The 15,751-nt window shown below is 61.3% G+C and carries 1 protein-coding gene (cut by a window edge); it reads right to left on the reverse strand.

The window, feature by feature from the left end:
* On the reverse strand, nucleotides 1–15,751 hold the 3' portion of the coding sequence (gene sypB, locus JOE29_RS11560; RefSeq protein WP_210079525.1) for a syringopeptin non-ribosomal peptide synthetase SypB. It continues 650 nt past the right edge of the window; only the last 15,751 of its 16,401 coding nucleotides appear in the window; its start codon lies off the right edge, out of view; the stop codon is at nucleotides 1–3.

Below are 15,751 nucleotides of genomic sequence, written 5' to 3' on the forward strand. Positions count from 1 at the left end.
TCAGATACGGCGTTTGCGGTTGAGTGTCGGAATTGTCGTCTGCGGCACCTCCAGCCGCTTGACCTTACCCACCGAGGCAGCCACCTGAATAAGCGTCGGATGACCGAACAGCACCTGTACGTCAGCTTCCAGGTCCGCCTGACGCATGCGCTCGATCAGGCTGACCGCCAACAGTGAATGCCCGCCCAGTTCGAAGAAATGATCATGACGCCCGACCTTTTCGACATTGAGCAGATCCGCCCAGAGCGCTGCCAGCTTGATCTCGACGTCACCCACCGGGGCTTCGTAAGCACGCGGGACCAATGCGCTGCTGTCCAGTGCCGGCAGGGCCTTGCGGTCGAGCTTGCCATTCGGCGTGAGCGGCCACGCATCAAGCGGCATGTAGGCGGCCGGCAGCATGTAGTCCGGTAGTAGCCCTTGCAGGTACGTGCGCAGATCGCTGCTTTCCGGTAACACTGTCGGGTCGGACGGTGTGAAATACGCGACCAGACGGGTTTCGCCGGGTACGTCCTCACGGGCGACAACCACCGCTTCCTGCACCTGCGGGTGTTTGTTCAGGGACGTCTCGATCTCGCCCAGTTCGATACGGAAACCACGGATCTTCACCTGATCATCGTTACGGCCCAGGTATTCGATATTGCCATCCGGCAAGTAGCGACCCAGGTCGCCGGTGCGGTACATACGCGCGCCGGGTGAGAGGCTGAACGGATCCTTGAGGAAGCGTTCAGCGGTCAGATCATCACGGTTCAGATAACCGCGGGCCACGCCGGCACCGCCGATGTAGATTTCACCCGGCATACCCCGCGGAACGAGCTGTTGCTGCTCGTCGAGCAGGTAGAACCGGGTGTTGCCCACCGGCCTGCCGATGTGCGGAGCGAAGCCGTCTTCGCGGTCCATGGCCACCCAGCTTGAGTAGGTGGTGGTTTCGGACGGCCCATACAGGTTGCACAGGCGCTGCACGCCGGTTTTCTCGAACAGTGATTCCACCAGATTGCGCTTGAGTGCTTCGCCGGCGACATTGACGGTGTGGACCGACCCTGGCAAACCGTCGATTTCCAGCAGCGCTTTCAGTGCCGAGGGAACGGTGTTGATCAGGCCGATATCGTGATTGCCATGTTGCAGTTCCAGGACGTTTTTGACCACGTTGATGCTCCCTCCCGATGTCAGCGGCGCGAAGCACTCGTAGACCGCGAGGTCGAAGTTCAGCGAGGTGGAGAACAGCGTTTTTTCCAGCGCAGAGCCGTCGAACGCAACGTGTGCCCAGGTCAGGAAGTTCACGGTGTTGCGATGCTCGATCATCACGCCTTTCGGCATACCGGTGGAGCCGGACGTGTAGATCAGGTACGCCAGATGTGCCGAGGTCAGCCCAGGCACCCGCGGATTCTGGACGGATTCGTCCTGCCAATCACTCAAATCAAGGTTGATTACTGGCACCGAAACGTCGGCCAGTAACGCTTCAGTTGCCGACTGTGCCAACACGGCGGCAGGCGTGCTGTCCTTCAGCATGTAAGCAATCCGCTCAACCGGATATGCTGGATCCAGCGGAACGTAGCCGCCACCCGCTTTGAGGATCGCCAGCAAACCGACGACCATTTCCACGCCGCGTTCTACGCAGATCCCCACGCGGGAATCGGGCTGCACACCCTGTTTGCGCAAGGCATGGGCCAGGCGGTTGGCCTGTTCGTTGAGCTCGCGATAGGTCAGGCGCTGTTGGCCATGCACCACGGCCACAGCCTGCGGCGTGCGCTCGACCTGTGCTTCGAACAGGCCATGAATGGTCTGCTCGTGCGGATAATCCAGCGCGGTAGCGTTGAGCCCGAAGACCAGTTGCTCACGCTCTGCTGCCGGCACAACCGACAAACCAGCCAAAGGCATCTCGCTGGACTGCTCCAGTGCGCTGACCACACCCTCCAGCGCTGTCTGCATATACGCGCAGACCTGTTGCGCATCGATACTGGAAATGGCTTGAACGGTGAGGCTGAAGCCCACACCTTCATCGTTCACTGAAAGGGTCAGCGGATAGTTGGTGCGTTCTTCTCCGTGCAAATGTTCGATGCCCTGCCAGGCCTCGAAAGCCTGCTGATTGACCTCCACGTCGATATGCCGGTAGTTGAGCAAGGCGTTGAACAGTGGCGTTGACGCCGGTACACCACTGCAACGCTGAGCCAGCACCAGCGACGCGTGTTCATGGGCCAGCAGTCCGCTGAGTCGAACGTGGGCAGCTTTCAGACCGCTGCGTACGCCCTGCTCGCCCAGCGTGACGCGCAGCGGCAAGGTATTGATGAACATCCCCAGCGCCCGGTCGGAGCCGGCACCGCCCTGCAGGCGGCCGAGTAGAACGGTGCCGAACACCACATCCTCTTTGCCTGATACCGCGCCCAATACACGGGCCCAGGCCAGGTGATACAGGCTGGCAGAGCTGACCCCGAGTTGACGAGCCTGCGCCCGCAAGCGCTGGCTCAGGTCGATGTCGACCCGCTGGCATGCTTCCTCGATACCGCGCCCGTCGCCCTGCACGTCCTGCAGGCCGAACGGTAGTGTCGGCTCGTCGATGTCACCAAGCATGTCGCGGAAAAACGCTTCGTGTTCCTCGCGGCTGACGCCGAGCCTGGCCTGAGCCACGTAATTGCGATAAGGCACGGATGGCGGCAGCGAGGCTTGCTGACCAAGCATGTGCGCCTCGATTTCGTTTTTGAGAATGCGCAGTGATGTAGCGTCGTCCACCAGATGATGGAACAGCAACATGCCCAGCCAGCGGTTATTTACCGAATCGTGGGCATAGCCGATGCGCAGCATCGGCGCCTGACGGATGTCCAGACGCGTGTGACGCGGGTCCAGGCGCTTGAGCACTAATTCTGCTATGTCACCATCGGCCGGGTTCAATACCCACTCATCAAGCACCAGAGGTGCTTCACGCCAGACCACCTGCACCGGTGCCTCGAGACGTTCCCAAAGCACGGCGGTGCGCAGGATATCGTGCCGCGCGATCACCCCTTCCAGTGCCTGGGCGAAGCTGTGCAGGCGCTCGATACTGTCAAAGGAGAACATTGCGTACTGCAAGTAGGGGTCGCCTTCGACCGCTGCAATGTGGTGATACAAAATCCCCTCCTGCAGCGGCGCCAGGGCATAAATGTCCTGCACGTTGGCCGCACCACCCGGTACGCAGGACACCACATGGTCGATATCCTCTTGGCGTAGTGACACCAGCGGCAGCATATCCGGGGTGATGCGCGAGCAGTCGGCAGGAATAAGATTAGCGGGTACTTCCACTGCACCTTTGCCACCCACCGCTGCCGCCAGGGCAGACAGGGTCGGCTGACTGAACAGCACGCGTACATCGGCAACCAGATCGATCTGGCGCATGCGCTCGATCAGTTTCACGGCCAGCAGGGAGTGGCCGCCCAGCTCGAAGAAGTGGTCATGCCGGCCGACCTGCTCGAGTTGCAACAGGTCTTGCCAGATCCGCGCAATGGCCATCTCGGCGTCGCTTTCTGGCGCTTCGTAGCCACGACTGGCCACTGAAGATCGGTCAGGTGCAGGCAAAGCCTTGCGGTCAAGTTTACCGTTGGCGGTCAGCGGCAGTGCATCTAGCTGCACGTAGGCAGCCGGCACCATGTACTGCGGCAAAGTCCCTTGCAGATGCTCGCGCAGGGTTTCGATATCCAGCAGCCTTTCCGACTGCAGCGCCGTGACATAGGCCACCAGGCGCTTGTCGCCGGGCACATCCTCACGGCACAGCACCACGGCATCGCGCACTTCAGGATATTCAGCCAGACGTGCTTCGATTTCACCCAGTTCGATACGGAAGCCGCGAATCTTCACCTGCTCGTCGTTGCGGCCCAGGTATTCCAGGCTGCCATCGGCCAGCCAGCGGCCGAGGTCGCCGGTGCGGTACAGGCGAGCACCCGGAGCGTTACTGAACGGGTTATCGAGAAAACGCTCGGCCGTCAGTGCTTCGCGGTTCAGGTAGCCACGGGCAACACCGGCACCGCCCACGTACAGCTCGCCGATCACGCCTGCCGGCACTGGTTCGCCATGCGCGTCGAGCAGATAAAGCTGCAGGTCTGGGATGCGCTTGCCGATCGGACTGGCACCGACACGCTGGACGTCTTCAGGCTGCAACGGATAGTAGGTGACGTGCACGGTGGTTTCGGTAATCCCGTACATGTTCACCAGTTGCGTGCCGGTATTCACGTTGCGGGCGTACCACGGTTTGAGCATCGCCGTTTCCAGTGCTTCGCCGCCGAAAATCACTTGGCGCAGCGAATGTGTCTGCTCTTTCTCGCCCTGGGCCGCAATCAGCTGGCGGAACGCACTCGGTGTCTGGCTAAGTACGGTTACACCAGCACTGCACAGCAGTTCGTGGAAGTCTTCAGGCGAGCGGCTGACTAGTTGCGGAACGATCAGCAGACGTCCGCCATGCAGCAACGCGCCCCAGATTTCCCAGACCGAGAAGTCGAAAGCGAATGAGTGGAACTGTGCCCACACATCCTGTTCATTGAAACCGAACCAGTCCTGGGTGGCCGAGAACAGTCGTGCAACGTTGCGATGCTCGACCATCACACCCTTAGGCAGGCCGGTAGAACCGGAGGTGTAGATGACGTAGGCAAGGTCGCTGGGCTGCACCGATACCATTGGATTGCTGACGGACTCATCCAGCAGGTCTGTGTCGTCAAGATAGATCAGTGGCACACCGGAGTCCGGCAAGGCTTGCTGCACCGATCGCTGACTCAACAGCGCCACAGGGGTACTGTCGCCGAGTGCGTAGGCCAGGCGCTCAAACGGGTAAGCCGGATCCAGTGGCACGTAACCGGCGCCGGATTTGAGGATCCCCAGCAAGCCGATAATCATCGCCGGGCCCCGTTCGACGCAGATCGCCACGCGATCGTCATTGCGTACACCCAAGGCCAGCAAACGGTGCGCGACCTGGTTGGCACGCGCATTGAGCTCGCCGTAGCTCAGGGGCTGCGCTTCGAACATCAGCGCGACGGCGTCTGGTCGTTCTGCGGCGCGTGCTTCGAATTGCCGGTGGATCGGTGTCTCGTGTGCATAGCTCTTCTCAGGCCGGTTGCACTGCTCGAGCAACTGCGCACGTTCGGCGAGCGGCAATATCGAAATAGCATGCAGCGGGGTTTGCGGCGCCTGTTCCAGCGCATCGACCAGACTGTTCAGGGTTTGTTGCATGTAGGCGCAGATCCGTGTCGCCTCAATCAGTGGCACGGTCTGAACAGTCAGCTGGAAGCCTTCGCCCTGGTCATCGACGTTCAGCGTCAGCGGGTAGTTGGTACGTTCTTCATCGCCCAGCGACTGCATGCCATCCCAGGCTGTCAGTGCCTCATCGGTCACGGCAATGCTGCTGCGACGATAATTGAGCAAGGCGCTGAACAGCGGCGCCGGTGCGGCCACGCCACTGCAGCGCTGGGCCAGTGCCAGCGAGGCATGTTCATGGCCGAGTAACCCGGACAAGCACCGGTGCGTGGCTTTGACCCCGTCACGTACGCTCAGATCCCCCAGGTCTACCCGCAGCGGCAAGGTGTTGATAAACATTCCCAGCGCCCGGTCTGCGCCTTCGCCGCCTTGCATGCGGCCCATCAGTACGGTGCCGAATACCACGTCGCTACGCCCCGAGACCTGGCCCAGCAGTCGCGCCCAGGCCAGGTGGACCAGGCTCGCGGCACTCACGCCCAGTTGCAGGGCCTGGCTCCGCAAGCGACTGCAGAGGTCTGCGTCTACAGTCAGTCGGGCTTCTTCGATGTCGTGTGCATCACCGTGCACCTGTTGCAGACCGAACGGCAGCGTCGGCTCGTCGACATTGCCCAGCATTTCGCGGAAGAACACCTCATGCTCTTCCTGGCTTACGCCCAGTCGGGCCTGAGCGACATAGTTGCGATACGGAACCGCGACGCCCAGTTGTGCCTCCTGCCCCAGCAGGCTGGCCTGCATCTCGTAGCGCACCACGTCCATCGCGGTATGGTCCATGACCAGATGATGAAACTGCAGCAACGCCAGACAGCGCTGGTTTGGCTCATCCCAGGCGCACACCAGACGCATCATCGGCGCTTGACGAATGTCCAGACGATGGTGCCTGGCGTCAAAACGCTGGTGCAACTGTGCTGCCATGTCGCCAGCATGCGGATCGGCATCAAAGCTTTCGCGCATCAGTGGCGCCTGACGCCAGACCACTTGCATCGGTTCGTCCAGTCCCTCCCAGACCAGCGCGGTGCGCAGCACATCATGACGCTGGATCACGAACTGCAAGGCGCGGGCGAAATCGTCGACATGCTCCTGGCTGTCAAAGCTGAACAGCGATTGCAGCAAGTAGGGATCGCCGCGTTCAGCGCTGAGGTGGTGATAGAGGATACCTTCCTGCAGCGGCGCCAGCGGGTAGATGTCCTGCACGTTGGCAACGCCGCCGGGCACCGTGGCAACGATCCGGTCGATGGCGACCTGATCAAGACTTGCCAGCGGCAACATGTCCGGTGTAATCCGCTGACAGTCCGCATCAATGCCATTGGCCGGGACGTGAATTTCACGACCGCTGCCCACCGCCGCTGCCAGCGCGGCCAGGGTCGGCTGGCTGAACAACACACGCACGTCGGCACTCAAGCCGACTTGGCGCATGCGTTCGATCAGCATCACTGCCAGCAACGAATGACCGCCCAGTTCGAAAAAGTGATCATGACGACCGACCTGTTCGACCGTCAGTACGTCTGCCCAGATCGACGCCAGCAGGGTCTCGACCTCGCCTTGAGGGGCCTCATAACCGCGGCTGATCAGCGATTGCGCATCCGGCGCTGGTAGCGCCTTGCGGTCGAGCTTGCCGTTGGCGGTCAGCGGCAGTGCGTCCAGCTGCACGTAGGCCGCAGGCACCATGTAGTCCGGCAATGTGCCTTGCAGATGACTGCGCAGGTGTTCAATGTCGAGCACGGTTTCAAAATGTCGCGCTATGACATAAGCCACCAGGCGCTTGTCGCCCGGCACATCCTGACGACATAGCACCACAGCCTCACGAACCTCTGGATGTTCGGCCAGGCGCGCTTCGATTTCCCCCAGTTCAACGCGGAAACCACGGATTTTCACCTGGTCGTCATTGCGACCCAGGTATTCCAGGTTGCCGTCGACACGCCAGCGAACCAGATCGCCGGTGCGGTACATCAGCGCATCGGGTCGCTCACTGAACGGATCGACGACAAACTGTGTAGCGCTCAACTCATCTCGATTCAAATAGCCTTTGGCAACACCGTGCCCGCCGATATACAGCTCGCCGGGCACACCCAATGCCACGGGTTCGCGCAGCGCATCGAGCACGTAAGTCTGACTGTTGCCGACAGGTCGACCGATGGGGATACCACCACTGCCCACTGAAGTGATCTCGTAGGTCGCGGAAAAGGTCGTCGCCTCGGTCGGGCCATAGCCGTTGAGCAGATGTTGTGGAGGATTGTTCGCCAATACTCTGTTTATAACGGCAGGGTCCAGCACATCGCCACCGACGATCAGGTAGCGCAGACGTGAAAACGCGTCGCCCAGACCCGAAGCGTATTGATGGAACAACCCGGCGGTCATCCACAGCACGGTTACCGATTGCTCCAGCAGCAGACGCTGGAAGTTAAGTGGAGACAGCAAGTCGTTCTGCTCGATCACCACCACACAGCCGCCGTTGAGCAACGGAGCCCAGACATCCAGCGTACTGGCATCAAACGCAGGGTTTGAGGCAAACGCCACGCGATCCTGAGCATTGAAGTCGGCGTAACCGTTATTGATCACCAAGCGGCTGATGGCCCGATGCGGCACCAGCACACCTTTAGGAACGCCCGTCGAGCCAGAGGTGTACATGATGTAGGCAACGCTTTCGCTGGACTGCGGTAATGCAAGATCATCGCCATCCATGCTTTCCAGCGTCAGGTCATCGAGGTCAACACGTTGGACCCCGGTTGCCAGCGCCACCTGGCGCTGGGTCAGCAGTACGCGCGCCTGGCTGTCCTCAATCATGAACGTCTGACGTTCGACCGGTGCATTGATGTCCAGCGGTACGTACACCGCCGCGCACTTGAGCACCGCCAGTTGGCTGGCGAGCAGGTCGAGGCTGCGTTCCAACAGGATCGCCACACTGTCACCCGGCTGCACACCGAGCCCCAGCAGATGCCGCGCCAGACGATTGGCCCGGGTGTTGAGTTCGGCGTAGCTCACGGCAACATCGTTATGGACTGCTGCGCAAGCTTCGGGGGACGAATGCACCTGAGCTTCAAACAGGCTATGCACAGTCTGCTGTTGCGGGTAGTCCCTTGCGGTGTGGTTAAACGCCACCAGCAACTGCTCACGCTCGGTAGCCGGCAGGATCGGCAAGCTGTTGACGGCGGTGTCCGGTGACTGCTCAAGCGCATCTACCAGTTGCTCCAGCGCGGTCTGCATGTAACCGCAGACCCGTTTGGCACCCACGGCGCTGCTGACCAGTACCGTCAAGTTGAAACCGTCGCCCACATCATCGATATTCAGGGTCAGCGGGTAGTTGGTATGGTCTTTGGCGCCGAAAGACTCGATCCCGTCCCAGGCGGCGACGGTTTCTGCCGAAACATCGTTCACGCCGCTGTGCCGGTAGTTGAGCAGCGCGCTGAACAGTGGTGTCGGTGCCGCCACGCCGCTGCACCGCTGGGCAAGCACCAACGGCGCATGCTCATGGCCCAGCAAGGCCGTCAGGTGCTCGTGAGTCGCTTTCAAACCCTCGACAACTGTTACCCCGCCGATATCAACGCGCAACGGCAAGGTATTGATAAACATGCCCAAGGAGCGGTCGGCGCCGTCGCCGGCCTGCATACGGCCCAGCAGTACCGTGCCGAACACGACCTGGTCACGGGCCGAGACACTGCCGAGCACCCGCGCCCACGCCAGGTGCATCAGGCTCGCTGCGCTGACACTCGCCTGTCTGGCTTGGGCCCGTAGACGCAGGTTCAGCTCAGCAGTCAGGGTCACGCTGGCTTCTTCGATGCCACCGCCGCCGGCCTGCACATCCTGCAAACCGAATGGCAGCGTCGGCTCGTCAATATCGCCGAGCATCTCGCGGAAGAAGGCTTCGTGCTGCGCCTCGCTGACACCCAGGCGAGCCTGCGCTACGTAGTTGCGATACGGCACGCTTTGACCCAGAGAAACTCCCCGACCCAGCAGGTGCGCCTGCATTTCATGCAGCACCACGGAAAGGGAAGTAGCGTCGTTGACCAGGTGATGGAACAGCAGCATCGCCAGCCAGCGATCGTTGAGCGGATCATGGCTAAAGACAATCTGCATCAAGGGCGCTTGACGTACGTCGAGGCGGTAATGCCGAGGATCGAAGCGCTCGTGCAACTGCTCGTCCAGCGGGCCGTCTGCCGGGTCGAGGCACACCTCGGTGACGCGCATTTCAGCCTGACGAAGCACCACTTGCAGCGGTTCGTCGAGACCTTCCCACAGCACGGCGGTGCGCAGGATATCGTGACGATTGATTACCCCTTGCAAGGCGTGGCTGAAATCGTCCAGTCGTGCGCGGTCGCGCAGACTGAACAGCGCTTTCAGGGTATACGGGTCGCCCTGCTCGGCACTGATGTGGTGATAGAGAATGCCTGCCTGCAAAGGTGCCAGCGGGTAAATGTCCTGCACGTTAGCGGCACCGCCGGGCACATGCTTCACGACGCGGTCGATCTGCGCCTGAGTCAGGCTGATCAGCGGCAACAGTTCAGGGGTGATGTATTCACAATGTTCGGGAATCAGATTGGCCGGCACCACGACTTCCGTGCCACCACCGACCGCTGCTGCCAGCGCCGCCACGGTCGGCTGGCTGAACAGCACGCGAACGTCGGCACTCAGCCCGATTTGACGCATGCGTTCGATCAATTTGACTGCCAGCAGCGAGTGGCCACCCAGTTCGAAGAAGTGATCATGGCGACCGACCTGCCCGACCTTGAGCACGTCAGCCCAGATCGACGCCAGCAGGGTCTCAACCTCGCCCTGAGGTGCTTCATAACCACGACTGATGAGCGATTGCGCATCCGGCATTGGCAGGGCCTTGCGGTCGAGCTTGCCATTGGCGGTCAGCGGCCAGGCGTCCAGACGTACGAAGGCGCTGGGCACCATGTAGCCCGGCAGCACCGCCAGCAAGGCAGCGCACAGTTCGGAAACCGGCATCGACAGCGAACCGTCGCGTTCGATGAAATACGCCGCCAGCCTTGGCTGGCCCGGCTCGTCCTCACGGGCCAGCACCAGCGCTTCTTCAATGCCCGGCAATTGGCTGAGCTGAGCTTCGATCTCGCCCAGTTCAACACGTAAGCCGCGGATTTTCACCTGATCATCGTTACGCCCCAAATAGTCGAGAGTGCCATCGGCATTCCAGCGTGCCAGGTCGCCGGTGCGGTACATCCGTGAGTTGGCGTGGTACGGGTCACGCAGGAAGCGCTCGGCGGTCATTTCCGGCCGATTCAGGTAACCTCGCGCCACGCCGTCCCCGGCCACGTACAGCTCGCCCGCCACACCCAGCGGCACCAGTTGTTGATGCTCGTCGAGCAGGTACACGCGGGTGTTGGCAATCGGTGTGCCGATGTCGAGGCTGCCGTCGGGCAGCAAACGCCCCGACGTGGCGACCACCGTGGCCTCGGTCGGGCCATAGTTGTTGATGACCGCGAAGCCCGGATCACGCTGGAACTGGCGCAGACGGTCGCCACCGATCAATAGCGTACGCAAGGTGGGGTGAGACAGGTCGCGGCTGAAGGCATATTCGGCGACCGGTGTTGGCAGAAAAGCGACCTGCAGCGGTTGAGCGATCCACCAATCAAGCAGCGCATCAAGCTGTTCATTACTCACCTCCGCAGGCGGCAGGTGCAAGGTCGCCCCGGCACACAGCGCCGGCCAGACTTCCCAGGCCATGGCGTCAAAGCCGAAGCCCGCGACACTGGCGGTATGGTTGCCAGCCTGGAGATCGAAGGTCTGGCAATGCCAGTCGATCAGGTTGCCGAGGGTGCGGTGCTCGACCATCACGCCTTTTGGCTGACCCGTCGAGCCGGAGGTGTAGATCACGTAAGCCAGATGCGTGGCGTCGAGCCCGGCCACCTGCGGGTTGTCCAGGCGTTGCGGCCATTCAGGTCGGTCAAAGGCGATGACCGGCACAGCTGTTTCGGGCACACGGCTGATCAGGGCCTGCTGGGTCAGCAGCACTTTGGGTGCGCTGTCGGTCAGCAGATAGGCAATGCGTTCGTCAGGGTGCGACGGATCGACCGGGACGTAGCCGGCGCCGGCCTTGAGGACGGCGAGCATGGCCACCAGCGTGTCCAGGCCGCGACGGGCCATGACCGCCACACGATCATCAATACTTACGCCGAGGCTGATCAGGTGATGGGCCAGTGCGTTGGCGCGATGGTTCAACTCGCCGTAGTGCAGGCACTGTTCGCCCACCTGAGCCGCCACACTTTCGGGCGCGCTGGCCGCCCGGGCTTCGATCATGGCGTGCACGGTCTGCAGCCGTGGGTAGTCCTGCGCAGTGTCGTTGAACGCCAACAGCAATTGTTGCCGCTCGGTTTCCGGCACCACCGGCAGGTCGCACACGGCTGAATCCGGTGCGGATTCAAGGGCCTCGACCAGATGACTCAAGGCGGTCTGCATGTAATCGCAGATGCGCCGGGCATCGATACCCGCTACAGCCTGTACATTCAGGCTGAAACCATCGCCAAAGTCATCGACGCTCAAGCTCAATGGATAATTGGCACGTTCTTCACTGCTCAGAACGTGAATGCCTTGCCAAGCCTGGACCGCCTGCTCGGAACCGCTGCCAACCGCACTGTGACGGTAGTTGAGCAAGGCGCTGAAAAGCGGCGTTGGTGCGGCAACGCCGCTGCAACGCTGGGCCAAGGCAAGAGATGCATGTTCGTGGCCGAGTAACGCGGTCACGCGCTTATGGGTCGCCTTGACCTCTTCACGCACGGCCTGCTCACCTACCGAAACCCGCAGCGGCAAGGTGTTGATGAACATACCCAAGGCGCGCTCGGCGCCCTCACCGGCCTGCATCCGGCCCATCAACACCGTACCGAACACCACGTCACGCTTGCTCGACACCGTGCCGAGCACCTGGCCCCAGGCCAGATGCACCAGACTGGCAGCGCTCACACCTTGTTGCCGAGCCTGAGCCCGCAGGCGCAGATTCAGTTGAGGGCTCAGCGCCAGACTAGCTTCCTTGACGTGGCGGCCGTCTCCCTGCACATCCAGCAGGCCGAACGGCAAGGTCGGTTCGTCGACATCGCCAAGCATGTCGCGGAAGAACGTTTCGTGATCATCCTGGCTGACACCCAGGCGTGCCTGGACCACATAGTTGCGATACGGCACGGGCACCGACGCTGCCAAGGCTTCGGCTTCGCCGAGCAAGCAGTTCTGTATTTCGTGCTTCACCACTTCCAGCGCAGTGTGGTCCAAGGCCATGTGGTGAAACCGCAATATCGCGCAAATCCGCTGGTTGAACGGATCTTCGGCATAGGCCACGCGCATCAACGGTGCCTGACCGAGGTCCAGACGGTAGTGACGCGGGTCGAAGCGGCCGTGCAGTTGCGCGCCAATATCACCGTTCACCGGATCCAGTTCGAGCCCTTCAAGGTGTAATTGTGCCTTGCGCCAGACCACCTGCAGCGGTGACTCAAGGCCTTGCCACACTACACTGGTGCGCAGAATATCGTGACGGTCGATAACCGTTTGCAGAGCTTGAACAAAGGCGTCCATGCGTTCGCGGTTATCAAAGACGAACTGAGTCTGCAACACATAGGGATCGCCGATTTCTGCGGCCAGGTGGTGATAAAGAATACCTTCCTGCAACGGCGCCAGCGGATACATGTCCTGCACATTCGCCACGCCACCCGGCACGGTTGCCACGACTTGATCGATCTGCACCTGGGTCAGATTGATCAACGGCAACAGCTCAGGTGTAATGCGTTTGCAATCCTCGGTGATCAGATTGGCTGGCACCACGACTTCCGTGCCACCACCGACTGTTGCAGCCAGTGCGGCCAACGTCGGCTGGCCGAACAGCGCGCGCACATCGGCGCTCAGGCCTAACTTACGCATATGCCCTATCAGGCTGACTGCCAGCAGCGAATGACCACCGAGTTCGAAGAAGTTGTCGTGACGACTGACCTGCTCGACGCCCAGCAATTCTTGCCAGATAACCGCGATCTGCGTTTCGATTTCGCCCTGAGGGGCCTCGTAGCCACGGCTGATCAGCGAGTCACTGTCGGGCGCTGGCAGCGCCTTGCGGTCGAGCTTGCCGTTCGGAGTCAGCGGCATTGCGTCAAGACGTACGTAGGCCACAGGGATCATGTAGGCCGGGAGTTGTTCCTGCAGCCAGCCGCGCAAGCTGTCGATGCCCGGTTCCGTTTGCGCGGACTGGACGCTGTAATAAGCCACCAGGCGTTTGTCGCCGGGAACATCTTCGCGAGCGGTGACCACCGCTTCATGGACGGCCGGGTGTCTGGCCAGACGCGCATCGATCTCACCGAGCTCGATACGGAAGCCACGGATCTTCACCTGATCATCGTTACGGCCCAGGTATTCGATATTGCCGTCTGGCAAGTAACGGCCAAGGTCACCGGTACGGTACATGCGTGCCGCTGGGTTTTGGCTGAACGGATCCTTGAGGAAGCGCTCGGCAGTGAGGTCGTCACGGTTCAGGTAGCCACGGGCCACACCGGCACCGCCGATGTAGATTTCACCCGCAACACCCAGTGGAACCGGCTGCTGTTGCTCATCCAGCAGATAAAACTGTGTGTTGCCGACCGGTTTGCCGATATGAGGAGCGAAGCCGTCTTCGCGATCCATCGCCACCCAGCTTGAATAGGTGGTGGTTTCCGAAGGACCGTAGAGGTTGCACAGGCGCTGCACGCCTGTTTTTTCGAACAGGTTTTCTACCAGACTTCGCTTGAGCGCTTCACCGGCCACGTTCACCGTGTGAACCGTTGCCGGCAGCCCGTCAACGTCCAGCAGTGCTTTAAGCGCCGACGGTACGGTGTTGATCAGGCCGATATCGTGCTCGCCGTGTTGCAGTTCCAGCACGTTTTTGACGACTTCGATGCTGCCGCCCGAGGTCAGTGGCGCAAAGCACTCGTAGACGGCGAGGTCGAAGTTCAGCGAGGTGGAGAAGAGTGTTTTTTCCAGTGCAGAGCCGTCGAACGCCTTATGCGCCCAGCTCAGGAAGTTCACGGTGTTACGGTGTTCGATCATCACGCCTTTCGGCAAGCCGGTCGAACCCGAGGTGTAGATCAGGTAGGCCAGGTGCGCCGAAGTCAGCCCCGGCACCTGCGGATCCTGGACGGATTCGTCCTGCCAATCGCTCAGATCAAGATTGATCACAGGCACTGAAACGCCGGCCAGCAGGCCCTGAGTAGCGGTTTGAACCAAAACTGCCGCCGGAGCGCTGTCCTGCAGCATGTAGGCAATACGTTCTGCAGGGTAAGCCGGATCCAGCGGCACATAGCCGCCGCCCGCCTTGAGAATCGCCAGCAAACCGATGACCATTTCCGCGCCGCGTTCTACACAGATTCCGACGCGAGAGTCAGGCTGAACGCCCTGCTTGCGCAAGGCATGGGCCAGGCGGTTGGCCTGCTCGTTCAGCTCGCGATAGGTCAAGCGCTGTTCGCCGTGAATCACTGCCAGCGCGTCCGGTGTGCGCTCGGCTTGCGCTTCAAACAGGCCATGGATGGTCTGCTGCTGCGGATAATCCAGCGAGGTGTTATTGAAATCCACCAGCAACTGCTCACGCTCGTCGGCCGGCAGGATCGGCAAGCTGTTCAACGGCGCCTGCGGCGTCTGCTCCAGTGCATGCACCAGGCTTTCCAGCGCCGTCTGCATATACCCGCAAACCCGCTGGGCACCGATACCGGCAACAGCCTGAACATTAAGGCTGAATCCTTCGCCAAGATCGTCGAGGGATAAAATCAACGGGTAGTTGGTGCGTTCTTCACCGCCTCTCACCTCGATCCCTTCCCAGAGTTGATCGGCCTGATCGGTGACTTCCTGATCGCTCGCCGCTCCGGCTGAACTGTGGCGGTAGTTGAGCAATGCGCTGAACAGTGGCGTCGGTGCCGATACACCGCTGCAACGCTGGGCCAACGCCAGCGAGGCGTGTTCGTGGCCGAGCAACGCTGTCAAACGTGCATGGGTCGCCTTGACCCCGGCGCGTACATCCTGCTCACCCACGTCCACCCGTAGCGGCAAGGTATTGATAAACATCCCCAAGGCCCGGCCAACCCCCTCGCCACCGCGCATGCGCCCCAGCAGCACCGTGCCGAACACGACATCGTTACGCCCGCACAGGCATCCGAGCACCCGTGCCCAGGCAAGGTGATGCAGGCTCGCCGCGCTCACCCCTTGCAGTCGCGCCTGAGCACGCAAGCGCTGGCTCAGTTCGGCAGGCAGAGGCTGATGCGCCTCTTCGATGCCATGGCCGTCGCCGCGCACATCCTGCAGGCCGAACGGCAACGTGGGTTCATCGACGTCGCCGAGCATCTCGCGGAAAAACCCTTCGTGCTGCTTGTTCGTGACGCCGAGCCGGGCCTGGGCCACGTAGTTGCGATACGGCACCGGTTCGCCCAGTGTGTGGGCCTTACCGTACAGATACGCATGGATTTCATGATGGACCTGGTCCAGCGCCGCATGGTCGATGGCGATGTGGTGAAACAGCAGCATCGCCACCCAGCACTGGTTGACCTCGTCGTGGGTGAAGGCCAGCCGCAGCAAGGGTGCCTGGCTGATATCG

The sequence above is a fragment of the Pseudomonas sp. PvP009 genome (assembly GCF_017832995.1).
Taxonomy (GTDB): Bacteria; Pseudomonadota; Gammaproteobacteria; order Pseudomonadales; family Pseudomonadaceae; genus Aquipseudomonas; species Aquipseudomonas syringae.